The 18673-nt window shown below is 73.0% G+C and carries 18 protein-coding genes; 11 read left to right on the forward strand and 7 right to left on the reverse strand.

Going from position 1 to position 18673, the window contains the following annotated elements; all coding sequences use genetic code 11:
* Window positions 1-287: 287 nt before the first annotated feature.
* Complete coding sequence (locus ACWDZ4_RS07910; protein ID WP_451507544.1) at window positions 288-974, forward strand: alpha/beta fold hydrolase; 687 nt, start codon at window positions 288-290, stop codon at window positions 972-974.
* Between the two features lie 75 nt (window positions 975-1049).
* Here the strand turns inward: ACWDZ4_RS07910 and ACWDZ4_RS07915 are convergent, their stop codons facing one another.
* Window positions 1050-1757, reverse strand: coding sequence for a hypothetical protein (locus ACWDZ4_RS07915; protein ID WP_451507545.1), 708 nt, complete (start codon window positions 1755-1757; stop codon window positions 1050-1052).
* Between the two features lie 146 nt (window positions 1758-1903).
* On the opposite strand from ACWDZ4_RS07915, the gene ACWDZ4_RS07920 reads away from it, so the two are divergent.
* Complete coding sequence (locus ACWDZ4_RS07920; RefSeq protein ID WP_451507546.1) at window positions 1904-2887, forward strand: fibronectin type III domain-containing protein; 984 nt, start codon at window positions 1904-1906, stop codon at window positions 2885-2887.
* A gap of 97 nt (window positions 2888-2984) precedes the next feature.
* On the opposite strand, the gene aceB is transcribed toward ACWDZ4_RS07920, so the two are convergent.
* Window positions 2985-4604 (reverse strand): malate synthase A, encoded by a 1620-nt coding sequence (aceB, locus tag ACWDZ4_RS07925; protein WP_451507547.1) that lies wholly within the window; start codon window positions 4602-4604, stop codon window positions 2985-2987.
* Between the two features lie 216 nt (window positions 4605-4820).
* Window positions 4821-5432 carry a nucleotidyltransferase family protein gene (locus ACWDZ4_RS07930; RefSeq protein WP_451507548.1) on the reverse strand — a complete coding sequence of 204 codons (612 nt, stop codon included), beginning with the start codon at window positions 5430-5432 and terminating at the stop codon, window positions 4821-4823.
* A 474-nt stretch (window positions 5433-5906) separates the two neighbouring features.
* On the opposite strand from ACWDZ4_RS07930, the gene ACWDZ4_RS07935 reads away from it, so the two are divergent.
* Entirely contained in the window at window positions 5907-6200 is a 294-nt protein-coding gene (locus ACWDZ4_RS07935; protein WP_451507549.1) for a DUF5955 family protein, read from the forward strand.
* Window positions 6201-6357: 157 nt separating this feature from the next.
* On the opposite strand, the gene ACWDZ4_RS07940 is transcribed toward ACWDZ4_RS07935, so the two are convergent.
* Both ACWDZ4_RS07940 and ACWDZ4_RS07945 read right to left on the reverse strand, forming a co-directional pair.
* Window positions 6358-7020, reverse strand: a complete 663-nt coding sequence (locus ACWDZ4_RS07940; protein ID WP_451507550.1) for a response regulator — start codon at window positions 7018-7020, stop codon at window positions 6358-6360.
* Complete coding sequence (locus ACWDZ4_RS07945) at window positions 7017-8213, reverse strand: sensor histidine kinase (RefSeq protein WP_451507551.1); 1197 nt, start codon at window positions 8211-8213, stop codon at window positions 7017-7019. Before ACWDZ4_RS07945 ends, ACWDZ4_RS07940 begins: the two co-directional genes overlap by 4 nt.
* A gap of 110 nt (window positions 8214-8323) precedes the next feature.
* Here ACWDZ4_RS07945 and ACWDZ4_RS07950 point away from each other — a divergent pair, with 110 nt between their 5' ends.
* Entirely contained in the window at window positions 8324-9406 is a 1083-nt protein-coding gene (locus ACWDZ4_RS07950; protein ID WP_451507552.1) for an ABC transporter permease, read from the forward strand.
* Window positions 9403-10083, forward strand: a complete 681-nt coding sequence (locus tag ACWDZ4_RS07955) for an ABC transporter ATP-binding protein (protein ID WP_451507553.1) — start codon at window positions 9403-9405, stop codon at window positions 10081-10083. Before ACWDZ4_RS07950 ends, ACWDZ4_RS07955 begins: the two co-directional genes overlap by 4 nt.
* A gap of 60 nt (window positions 10084-10143) precedes the next feature.
* Here ACWDZ4_RS07955 and ACWDZ4_RS07960 read toward each other — a convergent pair whose 3' ends face one another.
* Window positions 10144-10944 (reverse strand): IclR family transcriptional regulator, encoded by an 801-nt coding sequence (locus ACWDZ4_RS07960; protein ID WP_093798333.1) that lies wholly within the window; start codon window positions 10942-10944, stop codon window positions 10144-10146.
* Window positions 10945-11468: 524 nt separating this feature from the next.
* Between ACWDZ4_RS07960 and allB the strand changes: the two genes are divergently transcribed.
* The gene (allB, locus tag ACWDZ4_RS07965) at window positions 11469-12806 is read left to right on the forward strand and encodes an allantoinase AllB (protein ID WP_451507554.1); all 1338 of its coding nucleotides are present in this window, start codon (window positions 11469-11471) and stop codon (window positions 12804-12806) included.
* Window positions 12806-13921, forward strand: a complete 1116-nt coding sequence (gene alc / locus ACWDZ4_RS07970) for an allantoicase (protein WP_451507694.1) — start codon at window positions 12806-12808, stop codon at window positions 13919-13921. The genes allB and alc overlap by 1 nt, the downstream gene beginning before the upstream one ends.
* 89 nt (window positions 13922-14010) lie before the next feature.
* Here alc and ACWDZ4_RS07975 read toward each other — a convergent pair whose 3' ends face one another.
* Window positions 14011-14751 (reverse strand): SDR family NAD(P)-dependent oxidoreductase, encoded by a 741-nt coding sequence (locus ACWDZ4_RS07975; RefSeq protein WP_451507555.1) that lies wholly within the window; start codon window positions 14749-14751, stop codon window positions 14011-14013.
* A 184-nt stretch (window positions 14752-14935) separates the two neighbouring features.
* Here ACWDZ4_RS07975 and ACWDZ4_RS07980 point away from each other — a divergent pair, with 184 nt between their 5' ends.
* The 4 genes from ACWDZ4_RS07980 to ACWDZ4_RS07995 all read left to right on the forward strand — a co-directional run bounded on the left by ACWDZ4_RS07980 (window position 14936) and on the right by ACWDZ4_RS07995 (window position 18635).
* Window positions 14936-15553 (forward strand): dihydrofolate reductase family protein, encoded by a 618-nt coding sequence (locus ACWDZ4_RS07980; RefSeq protein ID WP_451507556.1) that lies wholly within the window; start codon window positions 14936-14938, stop codon window positions 15551-15553.
* 80 nt (window positions 15554-15633) lie between these two features.
* A complete protein-coding gene (locus ACWDZ4_RS07985) occupies window positions 15634-16587 on the forward strand; it encodes a DMT family transporter (protein WP_451507557.1) in 954 nt (317 codons plus the stop codon).
* Between the two features lie 399 nt (window positions 16588-16986).
* The gene (locus ACWDZ4_RS07990) at window positions 16987-18204 is read left to right on the forward strand and encodes a cytochrome P450 family protein (RefSeq protein WP_451507558.1); all 1218 of its coding nucleotides are present in this window, start codon (window positions 16987-16989) and stop codon (window positions 18202-18204) included.
* The gene (locus ACWDZ4_RS07995) at window positions 18198-18635 is read left to right on the forward strand and encodes a PaaI family thioesterase (RefSeq protein WP_451507559.1); all 438 of its coding nucleotides are present in this window, start codon (window positions 18198-18200) and stop codon (window positions 18633-18635) included. The genes ACWDZ4_RS07990 and ACWDZ4_RS07995 overlap by 7 nt, the downstream gene beginning before the upstream one ends.
* Window positions 18636-18673: the final 38 nt, after the last annotated feature.

Genomic DNA, 18673 nt, shown 5'->3' on the forward strand with positions numbered 1-18673 from the left:
GCCACCGATCACCGGCCCACCGATACGACGGCGTGCGGCGTGTACGGCACTTCCCGGTGCCGTACGCGCCGCACGCCGTCGTATCGGTCGGTGAGACCCCTGATACGCCGCAGACACCCGCCCGCAGCGTGGCATGTGCCCCCGGACCGCCGACGAGCGTTGCCAGGGCGGCGGCTGCCCCGGCAGCCGTGCAGGCCACATGCGGTGGCCCACCGTGGGCCGGCCCGCCCGCCTGTAGGGAGTGGCCGCGGTCGGCGCCCCCCGTCCCGGCCTGTAGCGTCGGGGGCATGGGTGAGCACTCTGTAGTGGATGTCGGCGACGTACGCCTGGCCTATCGGACCTGGGGCGATTCGTACGGAGCGCCGGTCGTGCTGCTGCACGGACTGGGCGCTTCGGCGGCGAGCTGGGAAGAGGCCGGGCAGGCGCTCGGCGAGGAATGGCGGGTCTACGCGATCGACCTGCGCGGGCACGGCGAGAGCGACTGGCCCGACGAGTACGCGATCGAGCTGATGCGGGACGACGTACTGGGTTTCCTCGACGAGCTGGAGCTGGACCGGGTCGGCCTGGTCGGCCACGGCATGGGCGGCGTCGTCGCCCGCCTGCTGGCCCACGAGCACGCGGACCGCGTCGAGCGGCTCGTCCTGGAGGAGACCCCGCCGCCGTTCCCCGGCGGTACGGCGGTGCGGGAGGTGCGCCCCGACGAGCCGCTGGACTACGACTGGCCCGTCGTACCGGCCATCACGCGCCGGCTCGCCGACCCCGACCCGGACTGGCTCGAGGGCCTCGGCGAGATCGTCGCACCCACCCTGATCATCACGGGCGGTCCCGACAGCTCCGTGCCCCAGGACCGGATGCCGGACATGGCCGCGCTCATCCCCGACTGCCGGCTGATCACGATCCCGGCCGGTCGCAGCATCCACGAGGAGCAGCCCCGCCCGTTCGCCCAGGAGGTCACCGAATTCCTGACCAGCTGATCCCCGGGCGTCTTCGCCGGCCGTCGGCCGGCGGCCGGAACGACCGGGTGAAACGATCCGGCGAAACGATTCTGCCTACCGGTGGTACCAGTCCGTACTGTCGCTGACGGCGATCGAGACGTACGTCTGGTGGATCGCCACCAGGGAGGCCACGAGCCTGGGGTCCCAGTGGTCCTGCAGGACGCGGTAGTCGCCCGCCAGGCCCCGGTAGGACATCACCGCCCGGCCCGCGCCGTCACGCCAGACGATGCGCCGCGGAGTCGCGACCGGGTCCTGCGCCATGCCGGTGAAGGCGGCGACGACCAGCACCAGGTTGAGGGGCAGCAGCACCGTCCACCACAGCGCCCACCACATCAGGCGGCCGGCCGAGCCGCGCACCGGGGGCGCGCCCTCCTGCTCCACGGTCCAGTGCGACCGGCCGATCCGGAAGATCCGCCCCCGCCGCAGGCAGATGCGGCCGATCGGCGCGCCGTCCGGGTCCAGCACCCGGTAGGCGAAGCGCGGGCCGCCGAACCCGAAGCCCGTGCCGCGTTCCGTCGTCACCGAGGCGAGGACCTCGCCGCCCCGGTCGTCCCCGAACAGGAGGATCTCCCGGGCGCCCGGGAGGTACGCGTTCGGCCCGCCGGAGGTGTCGCGCAGCAGGTACGCCACGGGGCGCGGCCCCTGCGGCGTACCGTCCCCGGCGACGACCACGACCGGGGTGCCGGGCTTGACGTCGAGCGAGGTGTCGCGGCCGCGCGCAGTCTGGCTGCGGGGGTCGAACATTCTGTACGTGATCGCCATGCGGCGGCCGCCTGTTCCATGATCCGGTCCGTTCTGGTCCGTTCCGGGGCGTCAGCCTAGTGGCGGACCGCGCGCGCACTCTTGCCGGGCGGCGCCCTCCATGGCATACAGGTCTGGACCATTGCCCTCGAACGAAGGGTCCGACCGTGCAACGCCCGACCGTATGCGCCGTGTTGGCCTGCTCTGCCCTGCTCCTGCTGTCGGCGACCGCCTGTAGCGCGACCGAACCGGACCGGGACACCGAGAGCCCCTCCAGACCGGACGGCGTGACGGCCCGTGCGGGCAGCGCGACGTCGGTCCACGTGATGTGGGAGCGGTCGACGGACGACAGGGCGGTCACCGGTTACGAGGTGTACGAGAAGGGCGCCAAGGTCAAGACCGTGCCGGGCGCGCGCCACATGACCGACATCGACCGCCTGACCCCCTCGACCGCCTACACCTTCACCGTCCGCGCCCGCGACGCCGCGGGCAACCTGTCGGCTCCCGGCGGGGCCGTTCCCGTCACGACCCCGGCCCCCACGCCGGACGACCGGAAGGCGCCGTCCGCGCCCGCGAAGCTGCGCGGCCGGGCCGAGGGGACCGGCGCGGTGCGCCTGTCCTGGGGGCGGGCCGCCGACGACACGGCCGTCACGTCGTACGACATCTACCAGGAGGACTCCCGCATCCACAGCGTGCGGGGGACCGCCACCACGGCCCGGGTCACCGGCCTGCGCCCCGGCACCGTCTACACCTTCACCGTCCGGGCGCGGGACGCCGCCGAGAACGCGTCGGGGGACAGCAACGCCCTCGACCTGACGACCGCTGCGGGGCGCGGGGACGGCCCGTCCACCGCGCCCACCGCCCTGAAGGCGACGGCCGTCCGCACGAAGGCGGGCGTACGCGCCGTCGATCTCAGCTGGGCACCGCCGCGTACGGGGGGCGGCGGCGAGGTGCGCGAGCACCAGCTGTTCCTCAACGGCAGGCTCGCCACGACGATCGTCTGGGGCGCGGCCCCGCCGGCGGGCACGGCGACGTACCGCTTCACGGTCGGCGAGCCGCCCGGCACCCGCTACAGCATCAAGCTCCGCGCGAAGCTCCCGGACGGGAAGTGGGGCGACTTCTCGGCGCAGCGGACGGTGGTGACGCGCTGACCGGCGCCACCGGGGAGCGGCACGGCTCCGCCCCCGGTGCTGTGCGGTACCGGGGGCGGAGAACGGCGTGCGCGGAGAGCGGAAGGCGCGGGGAGGGTCAGCCGCGCAGCTGCTCGTACGCGGGCAGCGTGAGGAAGTCCGCGTAGTCCTCGTCGAGCGAGACCGTCAGCAGCAGGTCGTGCGCCTGCTGCCACCTGCCGGCCGCGAACGCCTCCTCGCCGATCTCGGCGCGGATCGCGGCGAGTTCCTCGGCGGCGATCGTGCGGGCCAGCTCCGAGGTGGCCTTCCGGCCGTTCTCGAAGACGACACCCGCGTTGATCCACTGCCAGATCTGCGAGCGGGAGATCTCGGCCGTCGCCGCGTCCTCCATCAGGTTGAAGATCGCGACGGCGCCCAGACCGCGCAGCCACGCCTCGATGTAACGGATGCCGACCTGAACGGCGTTGCGCAGGCCCTCGTACGTCGGGACCGCGTCCAGCGAGTCGATGGCGATCAGGTCGCCGGGCGCCACCGAGACGTCCTCGCGCAGCTTCTCCTTCTGGTGGGGCCTGTCACCCAGGACCGCGTCGAAGGACGCCATGGCGATCGGCACCAGGTCCGGGTGGGCGACCCACGAGCCGTCGAAGCCGTCGGCGGCCTCGCGGTCCTTGTCGGCCTTGACCTTCTCGAAGGCGACCTTGTTGACCTCGGGGTCCTTGCGGGACGGGATGAAGGCCGCCATGCCGCCGATCGCGTGCGCGCCGCGCTTGTGGCACGTGCGGACGAGCAGCTCGGTGTACGCCCGCATGAACGGGGCCGTCATCGTCACGGCGTTGCGGTCCGGGAGGACGAACTTCGCCCCGCCGTCACGGAAGTTCTTGACGATGGAGAAGAGGTAGTCCCAGCGGCCCGCGTTGAGCCCGGCCGCGTGGTCGCGCAGCTCGTAGAGGATCTCCTCCATCTCGTACGCCGCCGTGATCGTCTCGATCAGGACGGTTGCGCGGACGGTGCCCTGCGGGATCCCGACGTAGTCCTGCGCGAAGACGAAGATCTCGTTCCACAGGCGGGCCTCGAGGTGCGACTCGGTCTTCGGCAGGTAGAAGTACGGGCCCTTGCCGAGCTCGATGAGGGTCTTGGCGTTGTGGAAGAAGTACAGGCCGAAGTCGACGAGGGCGCCCGGCACCGGACGGCCGTCGAAGCGCAGGTGGCGCTCGTCGAGGTGCCAGCCGCGGGGCCGCATCACGACGGTCGCCAGCTCCTCGTCCGCCTTCAGGGCGTACGACTTGCCGGACCTGGGGTCGGTGAAGTCGATCCGGCGCGCGTACGCGTCGATCAGGTTGCGCTGGCCGAGGACGACGTTCTCCCACGTGGGGGCGGACGCGTCCTCGAAGTCGGCGAGCCAGACCTTCGCGCCCGAGTTCAGGGCGTTGATGGTCATCTTGCGGTCGGTCGGACCGGTGATCTCCACGCGGCGGTCGTTGAGCGCGGCCGGGGCCGGCGCGACCTTCCAGTCGCCCTCACGGACCTGTGCGGTGTCCGGGAGGAAGTCCAGCGTGGAGGTACGGGCGATCTCGGCACGGCGCTCGGCGCGGCGGGCGAGGAGCTCGTCACGGCGCGGCGTGAACAGCCGGTGCAGCTCGGCCACGAAGGCGAGGGCCGCGTCGGTCAGGACCTCGTCCTGCCGGGGCAGGGGCTCGGCATCGACGATGGCCAGCGGGGACGGCGCTGGTGCGGACATGAGCTGTCACTCCTTAGGCGGGCGACGCCTGACGGCCGCCGGGTCGCCTGCGAACGGCACAGAGTGCCATGGCTCCGGGATACGGTCGCGGGCGCCGTCGGTAGTACAGGGCGCTTCTGACGTGTGGATAGTAGTTTCCTCATGATGGAAGTTCAACGGTCTGTTGACGTCGAGATTCTCCGAGTCGACAGAAACTGTCTCTGAGTGCCACACCGGTCACTCCAAGTGGATCAAGTCCTCCACGGTGTCGATGTCGTACGCCGAGGCCACATCCCCGCACTCGACGAGCGTGACGGCGTCCTCGTACTGCTTCAGATAGGCGCGTGCCCCCCGGTCGCCCACCGCAGTCGTCCGGATGTCCGCCCACCGCTCGGCGCCGAAGAGCACCGGATGCCCGCGCCTGCCGCCGTACGCCGCCGCCACCAGGCTCGAAGGGGAGCGGTACGCCGCCGCCACCCGGCCCACCGCCGCCGCGCCGATCCCCGGCTGGTCGACCAGCGAGACGAGCGCGGCCGAAGCCCCCGTACCGGCCAGGGACGCCAGACCGGCCCGCAGCGACGAGCCCATCCCCTCGTCCCACCGGGGGTTGTCGACCAGTACGCACCCGCTCAGGTCGGCGCGGGCCCGCACCTCCTCGGCCGCCGCGCCCAGCACCACGTGCACCGGACCGCAGCCGCCCTCGCGCAGTACCCGTACCGCGTGCTCGACCAGCGGCCGCCCCCGGTGCTCCAGCAGCGCCTTCGGCCGCCCGCCGAGCCGCCGCCCGCCGCCCGCGGCCAGCAGCAGCCCCGCGATCTCCGGAGCCCCGTCGTCCCGTGTGTGTGCCATGGGCTCTGCATACCTCATCGGGGCGGACACCGGCGGCTCCTCCTGGGACAGGGTTCCGTTCCGTATCGGCGTTCGGCGTGGGAGACATGAGGTGATGAGTGGTCGGCAGCCGGACCGGGGCAGTGCCTCTCAGGTGTTCCAGCCTCTCGCGGGAGACGACCCGGCCCCGACCCGGCCGACTGCAAGGGCGTCGACCTCACCGCCGGCACGGGGCACGTGGGCCTGGTCACGGTCCAGGGGTTCTCGGCCGAGGATTCGCCCAGTGACTGCATGACCCTGGACCTGACCGTCTGGCGCGACGCCGCCGCCTCCTCACCGGAAAGCTGAGGCCGGCCGCCAAGTGGCGGACAGCCCTCCGATTGACGTTAACTGGCCCCCGGCTCTTGGGTACGCCGTCCGACCAGCGGCGTACGGGCTGAACCGCTGGCAAGACCTGCACATCACTGTGCGAGGGGGAGAACTGTGCTGAGAAGTGTGGAACACCGGCGTGCGACCGGAAACGGTGCGGATCCGCGTGTGACGGAGCTGCGTGCCGCCGTCTCGCGGCTCCGCCGCGAACTCGCCGCCCACCCCGCCGAACTGCCCGACCGGGGAGTCGCGGAGGACGAACTGGCGTCGCTGCACGCCATGGCGCTCGGCGGCGCACCCGAGGTCATGCGGCTGCGGCGTTCGCTGCTGCTGGTCGCGGCGTCGGTCGGCTCGGTCGGCGTACTGGCCGGGGCGACGGCGCGGGTGCGCGACGCGGTCGAGCTCTTCGGGCGCGACTGACGGTACGGAACGGTACGAAGACGCGGCGGTGGAGGGGCGGACCGGGACCCGGTCCGCCCCTCCACCGCTTCACGCCGGCATCCCCTCCACGACGTCGGCGGCGCGTACCGTGCCGCCCTCCGCCCGCCCGCCGTGCCGGTGCGCCGCCGGCCCCATGTCACCGCCGGATCAGCCGGCGGGCCGTCGCCGCCGCCACCGCGGAGGTCCGCGAGTCCACGCCCAACTTGGCGTAGATGTGCACCAGATGGGACTTGACGGTCGCCTGGCTCAGGAAGAGCTCCTTGCTGATCTGCAGGTTGGACAGGCCCTCCCCGACCAGCTGGAGCACCTCCAGTTCGCGCCGCGTCAGCGCCTGCGTGGGGGTCCGCATCCGGTCCATCAGCCGGTGCGCCACGGCCGGCGCCAGCGCCGACTGCCCGGCCGCCGCCGTACGGACCGCGCCCGACAGCTCCTGGGGCGGGGCGTCCTTGAGCAGATAGCCGCTCGCGCCCGCCTCCACCGCCGCCAGGATGTCGGCGTCCGTGTCGTACGTCGTCAGGACGAGGACCCGGGGCGCGCCGGGCCGCGCCGTGATCGCGGCGGTGGCCTCGCAGCCGTGCATCCTGCCCGGCCCGAACTGGAGGTCCATCAGTACGACGTCGATCTGCTCGGCCGCGGCGAGCTCCACCGCCCGCTCCGCGGTCGCCGCCTCCGCGACGACCACGAAGTCCTCCTCGGTGTCGAGTAGGGCCCGCAGGCCCGCCCGGACGACGGGATGGTCGTCGGCGAGCAGCAGCCGCACGGGGGCGCCGGTGACGCCGGGAACCTCGGAGGTGGTCATGCGGTGTCTCCGGCGGGCAGGGGAAGGGTGATCGCGACGGCCGTGCCCTGTCCCGGCGCCGACTCGACGCTCAGCGTGCCGCCGAGCGAGCGGGCCCGTGAGCGCATCGCGGGCAGGCCGAAGCCGCTGCCCGTCCGCGCACGGGGCGCCATGGGGTCGAAGCCGGAGCCGTCGTCCACGACGTCCAGCGCCACCGAGGTGTCCATGAAGCTGAGCGTGACCCCGGCGCGGGCCGCGTCCGCGTGCCGGACCGTGTTGGCGAGCGCGGACTGGGCGACGCGGAGCAGCGCCACCTCGTACGGAGTGGGCAGCTCCACGGGCGTACCGCTCACGCCGAACCGCACGGCGGGCCCCACAGTCGCCGCGCACAGCCGCTCCAGGGCGGCGGTCAGCGAGCCGTGCTCCAGGCCGGGCGGGGTCAGTGCCCGTACGAAACGGCGCGCCTCGGCGAGATTGTCCTGCGCCGCCTCCCGCGCCCGCCGGACATGGACGGCGGCCGGATCGCCGCCGGGCAGCGTGCGTTCGGCGGCGCGCAGCAGCAGCTGGATGCTGGACAGGCCCTGGGCGAGCGTGTCGTGGATCTCGCGGGCCAGCCGCTCGCGCTCGGCCAGCGTGCCGGCCGTCCGCTCGGCGGCGGCGAGCTCCTCGCGGGTCGCGATCAGCTCCTCGATGAGCTCGCGGCGCCGCTCGCTCTCCCGGTACAGCGCCTGGTGGCCGAGGACCGTCGCCACGGCCACGGCGGCGCCGAGCAGTGGCCCGATGAAGGTGCCCGGCGTCACCGCCTGCCCGTGCAGGACGAAACCGGCGATGGCGGCGGCGGCCGTCGCGGCGACGGCGGCCAGGCCCCAGCGCGCCGGCAGCAGGCGCAGCTGGAGGAAGTAGAGGGGGAACGCCGTCCACAGGCCGTCGGGGGACAGGGCCAGCAGTATCAGCCAGGCGACGCCCAGCGCGCCGAGCCATGCGGCGGCGGCCCGGGGCGAGCGGTCGACGGCGGGGCTCAGGGCCCCGAGGGCGTAGACGACGGCCGTCGTGACGGCCGCGACGACCACCGCGGTCGCGTGCGGGGCGTCGTCGACGACGGCCTTCACGGCGGCGAGCGCGAGGAGCCCCGCGAGCAGTGCGTGCAGGCACAGGCGCAGCGCGCGCAGCACGGGAGCGGGGGGAGGGGAGGAGGGGGAGAAGCGGGGATCCATGGCTTTCCAGCGTAGGGCTCGGGCGCCGCCGCCTGGTCAATCAAAAGATTGATGTCGTGGCGATCCGTGGCGCGATGTTTTCGTCCGCCCCCGGGACCAGGCTGGGAACCATGTTCGTTGCATGGAGAGACCTCCGGTTCGCCAAGGGCCGGTTCGCGCTCATGGGCACGGTCGTGGTGCTGATCACGCTGCTCGTGGGGCTGCTGTCCGGCCTCACCGCCGGGCTGGCCAGGGACAACACCTCGGCCCTCACCTCGCTGCCGGCCGACCGGCTGGCCTTCGGCCGGCCGCCCGAGGGGCAGGAGGTGTCGTTCACCAGTTCCTCGGTGACGCGGACGGCCTGGCAGAGGTGGGCCCGGCAGCCCGGCGTCACCGGTGCGCAGCCGCTGGGCATCCGTACGGTCAACGCGAGCGCGGGCGACAGGACGGCCGCGGTGTCGGCGTTCGGTGTCGAGCCGGACTCGGGGCTCGCCCCGGCGAAGGGCCTGGGGGCCGGCCGGGCCGTGCTGTCCGCCCCGGCGGCCGAGGACCTGGCCGCCGGACCCGGTGACACGGTGCGGATCGCCGGCGTGGAGGTGACCGTCGCCGCGGTCGGGGGCGAGGCCTCGTACAGCCACACGCCCGTGATGTGGATCGCGCTCGACGACTGGCAGCGGCTCGGCCGCAGCGGCACCACCGACCAGCGGCAGGCCACGGTCGTCGTCCTGACCACCGGAGGGGGCGCGGACCTAGCGGCGGGCGACAGGGCCGCGGGCACCGTGACCCGCACCCTCGACGGATCGCTGAGCGCCCTTGCCTCCTATCGGGCGGAGAACGGTTCGCTCCAGCTGATGCGCGGCTTCCTCTTCGTCATCTCGGCGCTCGTCGTCGGCGCGTTCTTCACGGTCTGGACGATCCAGCGCAGCGGCGACATCGCGGTCCTCAAGGCGCTCGGCGCCTCCACGCCCTACCTGCTGCGCGACGCGCTCGGCCAGGCCGTCCTGCTGCTCTGCGCCGGTACGGCCCTGGGCACCGCACTCGCCACCCTGATCGGCGGCGCCGTCGCCGGCGGCGAGGTCCCGTTCGTACTCGAACCGGCGACGCTGCTCGTCCCCGCCGCCGTCATAGCGGCCCTCGGCGTGGCCGGCGCCGCCCTCTCCGTCCGGCGCATCACCGCCGTCGATCCCCTCGTAGCCCTCGGGAGCGCCCGATGACCCTCTCCCTCACGGAAGTGACCCTCACCTACCCCGACGGCGACTCCCGCCTGACCGCGCTCGACGACGTCGGCCTCGACGTCGCCGCGGGTTCGCTCACGGCCGTCGTCGGCCCGTCGGGCTCCGGCAAGTCCAGCCTGCTCGCGGTCGCCGCGACGCTGGTCTCCCCGGACCGCGGAAGGGTGATCGTCGACGGTACGGACACGGGCCCCCTGAGCCGGGCCGAGAAGGCGGAGCTGCGGCGCACGCGCATCGGCATCGTCTTCCAGCAGCCGAACCTGCTGCCGTCCCTCACCTCGGCCGAACAGCTCCAGGTGATGGCCCACCTGTCAAGGCGCCCGCCGCGCCGGGCCCGTGACCGGGCCCGGGAGCTGCTGGACGCGGTGGGCCTCACGGACCGGGCCGACCGCCGCCCGCACCAGTTGTCCGGCGGTCAGCGCCAGCGGGTGAACATCGCCCGCGCCCTGATGAACGAACCGGCGGTCCTCCTGGTCGACGAGCCGACCAGCGCCCTCGACCACGAGCGGGGCGCGGCCGTACTCGACCTGCTGGTCGCGCTGACGCGCGAGCGCGGTACGGCGACGGTGCTGGTCACGCACGACCGCGCGCACCTGGAGCGGATGGACGCAGTGGTGACGATGGCGGACGGCCGCGTCTCGGCCCGGCCCGCGGGCTGACCTGCGGGGCCCGAGACCGCGGGCCCGGCCCGTGGCCCGGGCCCGCGGTCTCGGGCGGGGTCAGCCCTGGGCGCCGTTGCTGGCGAGCGCGGCCGAGAGGTCCTCGGCGACTTCCTGGAGCACCGGGACGATCTTCTCGGTCGCCGCCTCCGTCACCCGGCCCGCCGGACCCGAGATGGAAATGGCCGCGGCGGTGGGGGAGTTGGGGACCGGTACCGCCAGGCAGCGGACACCGATCTCCTGCTCGCCGTCGTCCACGGCGTAACCGGCCCGGCGGACCTGCTCCAGGGCCTCCAGGAAACCGTCCGGGGTGGTGATCGTCTTCTCGGTTGCGGTCGGCATGCCCGTACGGGCGAGCAGCGCGCGCACCTCCTCCGGCGGGGTGTGCGCGAGGAGCGCCTTGCCGACGCCCGTGGAGTGCGGGAGGACCCGGCGGCCCACCTCGGTGAACATCCGCATCGAGTGCTTGGAGGGCACCTGGGCGACGTACACGATCTCGTCGCCGTCGAGCAGCGCCATGTTCGCGGTCTCGCCGGTCTCCTCGACCAGGCGCGCGAGGTACGGGCGGGCCCAGGTGCCGAGCAGCCGGGACGCGCTCTCACCGAGACGGATCAGGCGCGGGCCCAGCGAGTAGCGGCGGTTCGTCTGCTGACGTACGTAACCGCAGGCGACGAGCGTGCGCATCAGGCGGTGGATGGTGGGCAGCGGAAGGCCGCTGCTGGCGGAGAGCTCGCTGAGCCCGACCTCGCCGCCCGCGTCGGCCATCCGCTCCAGCAGGTCGAAGGCGCGCTCAAGGGACTGGACACCACCGGTGGGCGCAGCGGGCTTGGAAGCGTCGGTGGTGGCGTTGGACGACGGCACGTCAACGGTCCTTTCGAGGCGGATGGGCAAGGCAGCAGCCTACCTGTCGCCTGCCCGGAGCACACGGTCCTCGTCAAGACGTCCTCGCCGGTCAGAGGGTGTTTGTCCCTGTGTCTGCCGTCGCTTCGAAGGATCTCTTGACGCTCTGCCTGTGGATAACTACGTTCTGCCACGCGAAATTCCGCTTCCGCTTTGTGGAAACCTCTAAGTGTGGGGTGCCGTGCGCGGAGCCGCCCCGGGCCCCGGCGTCACCGAACCGGTGCCCGCCTCCGTCCGGCCCGCCGCAGAGGAGGGCGCCGGCCCCGGGCCGCCGCCGCACGGCTCGGCGCGGGACGGCTCGGTGCGGGACGGCTCGGTGCGGGACGGCCCAGGGCGTGATCCCCGCGCAGGTCACAGGGGTCTCAGGGGGTGAGGGGGGTCTTGACGGACCCGACCCCGAAGTGAAGACTCCTTCAACAGTTCGTTGAAATGTCGCGGCGTTGAATGGCTCGGGACTGAATTTCTCTACGGAAGTGAGGGGCAGGGTGTCCGACGTGGACCTGGTACTGCGCTCGACGCGCGTCATCACCCCCGACGGGACGCGCGCCGCATCGGTGGCCGTCGCCGGCGGGAAGATCGCGGCTGTGCTGCCGCACGACGCCGAGGTGCCGGCCGGGGCCCGGCTGGAGGACTTCGGGGACGACGTCCTGCTCCCCGGCCTCGTCGACACCCACGTCCATGTCAACGACCCGGGCCGCACCGAGTGGGAGGGATTCTGGACCGCCACCCGCGCGGCGGCGGCCGGCGGCATCACCACGCTCCTCGACATGCCGCTCAACTCCCTCCCGCCCACCACCACGGTCGAGAACCTGCGCACCAAGCAGGACGTCGCCCGCAGCAAGGCGCACATCGACGTCGGCTTCTGGGGCGGAGCGATCCCCTCCAACGTGAAGGACCTGCGGCCGCTGTACGACGCCGGAGTCTTCGGCTTCAAGTGCTTCCTCTCGCCCTCGGGCGTGGAGGAGTTCCCGGAGCTCGACCAGGAGCAGCTCGCCCGGTCGATGGCCGAGATCACCGGCTTCGGCGGCCAGCTGATCGTCCACGCCGAGGACCCGCACCACCTGGAGACCGCCCCGCAGAAGAGCGGTCCGGCGTACGCCGACTTCCTCGCCTCCCGGCCGCGCGACGCCGAGAACACCGCGATCGAGGGTCTGATCGCGCACGCCAAGCGGCTCGGCGCCCGCGTCCACGTACTGCACCTGTCGTCCTCGGACGCGCTGCCGCTCATCGCCGCCGCCAAGCGTGACGGCGTACGCGTCACGGTCGAGTCCTGCCCGCACTTCCTCACCCTCACGGCCGAGGAAGTCCCGGACGGGGCCACCGAGTTCAAGTGCTGCCCGCCGATCCGCGAGGCCGAGAACCAGGACGCGCTGTGGGAGGGGCTCGCGGACGGCACGATCGACTGCATCGTCTCCGACCACTCGCCCTGCACCACCGACCTCAAGACCCCCGACTTCGCCTCCGCGTGGGGCGGGATCTCCTCGCTCCAGCTGGGCCTCCCGGCGATCTGGACCGAGGCCCGGCGCCGCGGCCGTTCGCTGGAGGACGTCGTCCGCTGGATGTCCGCCGCGCCGGCCGGGCTCGCGGGGCTGCCGCAGAAGGGCGCCATCGAGGCCGGCCGCGACGCCGACTTCGCGGTCCTCGCCCCCGACGAGACCTTCACCGTCGACCCGGCCGAACTCCACCACCGCAACCAGGTGACGGCGTACGCGGGCAAGACCCTGCGGGGCGTCGTCAGGTCGACCTGGCTGCGGGGCGTACGTATCGCCCACAACGGCACCCTGGCCGAGCCGACCGGCCGGCTGCTCGAAAGGAACAACTGATCGTGGCGACCCCCTCCTTCACCGGTGACGCGAACCCGTACGGCGGCGGCGACCCGTACGCCGACTACCGCACCGCCGACTTCCCCTTCACGCACTTCGCGGACCTCGCCGACCGGCGGCTCGGCGCGGGTGTGATCGCCGCCAACGACGAGTTCTTCGCCGAGCGCGAGAACATGCTGCGGCCCGGCGCGGCGGAGTTCGACCCGGAGCACTTCGGCCACAAGGGCAAGATCATGGACGGCTGGGAGACCCGCCGCCGCCGTGGCGTCAGCGCCCAGCAGCCCCACCCGACGGAAGAGGACCACGACTGGGCGCTCGTACGCCTGGGAGCGCCCGGCGTCGTACGCGGGATCGTCATCGACACCGCCCACTTCCGCGGCAACTACCCGCAGGCGGTCTCGGTCGAGGCGACGTCGGTACCCGGCTCGCCCTCGCCCGAGGAACTCCTCTCCGGCGACGTGAAGTGGGTAACCCTCGTACCCCGTACGGCAGTCGGCGGCCACGCGGCCAACGGCTTCGCCGTCGACGTCGAGCAGCGCTTCACCCACCTGCGCGTCAACCAGCACCCCGACGGCGGCATCGCCCGCCTGCGCGTCTACGGCGAGGTCGCGCCCGACCCGGCCTGGCTCGCCACCCTCGGTACGTTCGACCTCGTCGCCCTGGAGAACGGCGGCCGCGTCGAGGACGCCTCCGACCGCTTCTACTCCCCGGCCACCCACACCATCCAGCCGGGCCGCTCGCACAAGATGGACGACGGCTGGGAGACGCGCCGCCGCCGCGACAAGGGCAACGACTGGATCCACTACCACCTGGTGGAGCAGGCCGAGATCCGCGCCGTCGAGATCGACACGGCGTACCTCAAGGGCAACTCGGCCGGCTGGGCGGCGCTTTCGGCGCGCGACGGCGCCGACGGCGAGTGGACCGAGATCCTGCCCCGGACCCGGCTCCAGCCCGACACGAACCACCGCTTCGTGCTGGGCGCGGTCCCGGCGGCCACCGAGATCCGGATGGACATCTTCCCGGACGGCGGCATCTCGCGCCTGCGCCTCTTCGGCTCCCTGACGCAGGCGGGGGCGTCGCGCCTGGCGGCCCGCCACCAGGAACTGGGCGGCTGACGCCACCGCGGCGCCCCTGAACGCGGAGTGCACCGGGACGCGACGGCCCCGGTGCACTCCGTCCCTTTTCCGCCGGCCCGAGCGTGGCGTCACGCGGCGTGGCCGCCGTCGACCACCACCTCGGACCCCGTCATGTAGGCGGCCTCGCCGCTCGCCAGGAAGGCGACCACCGACGCGACCTCGTCCGCGGTGCCGAACCGGCCGAGGGCCGTCAGCTCGCTCTGCGACGCGGCGTACGGGCCGTCCGCCGGGTTCATGCCGGTGTCGATCGGTCCCGGGTGGACGAGGTTGACCGTGATGCCCCGGTCGCCCAGCTCCCGCGCGAGGGCCTTCGTCAGGCCGGTCAGCGCCGCCTTGCTCGTCGTGTAGAGCGTTCCGCCGGGACCCGGCACCCGCTGGGCCATGCAGCTGCCGATGGGGATGATCCGGCCGCCGCGCTCCATCCTGCCGGCGGCGGCCTGCGAGGCCAGGAAGACCGCCCGTACGTTCACGGCCAGCACCTGGTCGATGTCCGCGAGGGTGAGGGTCTCGACCGGGCCGAGTACGCCGATTCCGGCGTTGTTGACCAGGATGTCGAGGCGGCCGAGCTCGTCGGCGGCGCGGCCCACCACGGCGGTGACCGCCGCCGGGTCCGCCGCGTCGGCCCGCAGGGCGATGCCTCGGCGGCCCGCCGACTCGATCTTCTGGACGACCTCCCGGGCGCCCTGCTCGTCCCGTACGTACGTGAGGGCCACGTCCGCGCCCTCCTGCGCCAGCCGCAGGGCGATCGCCGCGCCGATGCCCCGGCTGCCGCCGGTGACGAGAGCCGTCCTGCCGTTCAGTGAAGCCATGTCGAATGCCTCTTCCTCGGGTCCGCGAAAGTCAGTAGTGGTTGCGGATTCAAGGAAACCGGCGGGAGGCCGCGGGTGCTGGCGGCAAACGGACGCGGTGTCCGGATCCGCCGATGAGTTCCGTGCGAGCGGGGAGTCGGAGCTGGTGACACGTAATGACACGTAACGAAGAAGGGCCGCGACCATGAAGATCACGCTCACCACGTTCCTCACGCTCGACGGCGTCATGCAGGCGCCGGGCGGCCCCGAGGAGGACACCAGCGGCGGGTTCGAGCAGGGCGGCTGGCTCGTACCCTTCGCCGACGAGGGCATGGGCCGTTTCGTCGACGCGGTCCTCGGCCGCGTCGACGCCTTCCTGCTCGGCCGGCGTACGTACGAGATCTTCGCGGGCTACTGGCCGAAGGTGACCGACGAGAACGACCCGGTCGCGAGCCGTCTCAACAACCTCCCCAAGTACGTCGTGTCCACGACGCTGGACAAGGCGGACTGGAACAACTCCACCGTCATCTCCGGCAACGTCGTGCAGGAGGTCTCGCGGCTCAAGGAGCAACCCGGCCGCGAGCTCCAGATCCACGGCAGCGGCAAGCTCGCCAAGACCCTGATGCGCCACGACCTCATCGACGAGTACAACCTGCTGGTCTACCCGGTCGTCCTCGGCGCGGGGCAGCGGCTGTTCGAGGAAGGCGGCCTGCCGACCTCGTTCGAGCTGACGGAGAGCAGCACCACCGAGTCCGGGACCGCCCTCCACACCTACCGGCCCGTGGGCCGCCCGGAGTACCGCGCATTCGGGCTCGACCAGTGACCCCCGCCCGGGTACGGTGATCGCTCCGCGTGCGAGCCGCCGACGTCTCCACACCACCCTTCCCGGGGGAGACCGCGCCCGTGGCCGCCGCACCATCGCCGACCGCCGTACCCGCGCCCGCTCCCACGCCCGCGTCCGGCCTCGCGCCGCCGGGCCGGGCGGCGTGGCTCACCGACGTTCCCCTGCTGCTGGTCGCGGTCGTCTGGGGCGCGAGCTACCTCGCGGCCAAGGAGATCACCACCGCGCAGACCGTGGTGGCCGTCCTGGTCCTGCGCTTCGCCGTCGTGCTGCCCGTCCTGGCCGCCGCCGGGTGGCGGAAACTGCGCGCGCTGAACGCCGCCCAGTGGCGCGGCGCGGGGCTGCTCGGGCTCGTACTCAGTGTGATCTTCCTGCTGGAGACCTACGGCGTCGTGCACACCTCGGCGACCAACGCCGGGCTCATCATCAGCCTCACCATGATCTTCACCCCGCTCGCCGAGGCCGTGGTGACGCGGAACAGGCCGTCCCGCGCCTTCCTGGGCGCGGCGGGCCTCTCGGTGGCCGGTGTGGTGCTGCTGACCCAGGGCGGCGGCTTCACCACCCCCTCCCTCGGCGATCTGCTGATGCTGCTGGCGGCCCTCGCCCGTACCGTGCACGTGCTCGCGATGGCCAGGATGAAGTCCGTGCGCGGCGCCGACGCGCTCTCGCTCACCACGGTCCAACTGGGCGGCGCCGTGGCCGTGTTCGCGGTTCTCGCCGCCGCGCCCGGCACCGGCCCCGCCCCCTGGACGGTCGCGGCGGGCTTCAGTCCGCGCGAGTGGCTGGGCCTGGTCTTCCTCTCGGTCTTCTGCACGCTCTTCGCCTTCTTCGTGCAGATGTGGGCGGTACGCCGCACCTCCCCCTCCCGTGTCAGCCTGCTGCTGGGCACGGAACCGCTGTGGGCGGCGGCCGTGGGCATCGCGATCGGCGGCGAACGCCTGGGCGCGCTGGGTCTCGCGGGCGGCGTACTGGTGCTGGCCGGGACGGCGTGGGGCCGCCGCGCCGCCAGGACCTAGACCCGGCGGAAGCGGTCGGCGGAGACCATCAGGGCCATGCCCACGACCGCCGTCGGGCTGCTCGCCGTCGACGACGAGCAGCGGGTACGGGCCGGCCGGTCCCACCTTCATGCCCGGCGGGGCCGACGACGACATCGAGACCGTGGGGGAGGCGGCCGAGGGCGCCGGGGCCGCGGTCGCCGCCGGGCGCGGACGGTCCCACGCGCAGATGGCCGCGTCGCTGTACATGAGCGTGCCCACCGCCAAGCCCCACGTGCCGCGCGTCCTGGCCGAGCCGGGCCTCAACAGCCGTGTCCGGCGCGCTGCCGGCGCACGACGCGGGCCTCCTCGACGAGGGCGGCGACGTAGGCTGACCGGGCAGACACCGAAGAGGCGCAAGAGCCGGAAGAGGGGGGGAGCATGACGGTCGTCGATCTCAGTGACCACGCCGAGCAGTTCGCGGCGGATCCGTATCCGTACTACGCGAAACTGCGCGCAGCCGGCCCCGTCCACCGGATCCGGACCGAGGCCGCGGGAGAGGTGTGGCTGATCGTCGGCCACGACGAGGCGCGGCGGGCGCTCGCCGACCCGCGGCTCAGCAAGGACTGGCGGGTCTCGGGCCTGTGGGACGGGACCTCGGCCGGCAACCCGCTCGGCACCAACATGCTGGAGTCCGACCCGCCCCACCACACGAGGCTGCGGGGGCTCGTCGCCCGGGAGTTCACCGCGCGCAGGATCGAGGCGCTGCGGCCCCAGGTCCAGCGCGTCACCGACGAACTCCTCGACGCGATGACGGCCGGCGAAAACCGCACGGCCGACCTCGTCGACTCCCTCGCCTTCCCGCTGCCCATGACCGTCATCTGCGAACTGCTCGGCGTGCCCGACCTGGACCGCGCCTCCTTCCGCGGCTGGTCCAACGAGATCGTCGCGCCGGCCGGCGTTGACGCGGAGGGCGCGGCCGTGCGGGCCATGGGGGAGTATCTTGCCGCACTCGTCGAGGACAAGCGCTCGTCGCCCGGCGACGATCTGATGAGCGCGCTGATCAGGGCGCGGGACGAGGACGGCGACCGGCTCACCCCCGACGAACTCATCGGTATGGCCTTCCTGCTGCTGATCGCGGGCCACGAGACCACCGTCAACCTGATCTCCAACGGAGTACGGGCGCTCCTCGCCCACCCGGACCAGATGGCCTCCCTGCGCGCCGACTTCGGCCTCATCGACAGCGCGGTCGAAGAGATGCTGCGCTACGACGGCCCCGTGGAGAACACCACGTACCGCTTCGCCCGCGAGCCCTTCGACGTGGGCGGCCTCGTCATACCGGCCGGCGAGTCGGTCCTGGTCTCCCTCGCCGCCGCCGACCGCGACGCCGCCCGCTTCCCCGACCCGGACCGTTTCGACATCACGCGCACAGCGGTCACGGGGAACACGGGGAAGGGCAGAGGTCCGGGCCATCTCGCCTTCGGGCACGGCCTGCACTTCTGCCTGGGCGCACCGCTGGCCCGCATGGAGGGCCGCATCGCCGTCCGCACGCTCCTGGAACGCTGCCCGGACCTGGCGCTCGCCCCCGGCGCCGGCCCGCTGGAGTGGCTGCCCGGACTGCTCATGCGGGGTGTACGACGTCTGGAGGTGCGGTGGTGAGCGCCGGTTTCGACCTGGCCTCGGCCCGCAAGGCCCTGGACAGCCAGCCGTTCAGCCGACTGCTCGGCGCGCGGATCACGGCGTTCGGGGACGGCGAAGCCGTACTCGAAGTGGACATCCGTGACGAACTGCGCCAGCAGAACGGCTTCCTGCACGGGGGAGTCCTGGCGTACGCCGCCGACAACGCCCTCACCTTCGCGGGCGGCGCGGCGCTCGGCCCCGCCGTCCTCACAGGAGGCTTCTCCATCCAGTACGTACGCCCCGCGACCGGTGCGACGCTGATCGCCCGCGCCGCCGTCGTGCACGGCGGCCGCCGGCAGGCGGTGTGCCGCTGCGACCTGTACGTGGCGGACGAGGCGGGCACCGAGACGCTGTGCGCGGTCGCGCAGGGCACGGTGCTCACGGCGGCCTCCGGCCCCTCCGGCGGTTGAGGACCGGGGTCAGGGACCGGGGCCAGGGGCCGGGGGCG

Source organism: Streptomyces sp. NPDC003016, assembly GCF_053591455.1.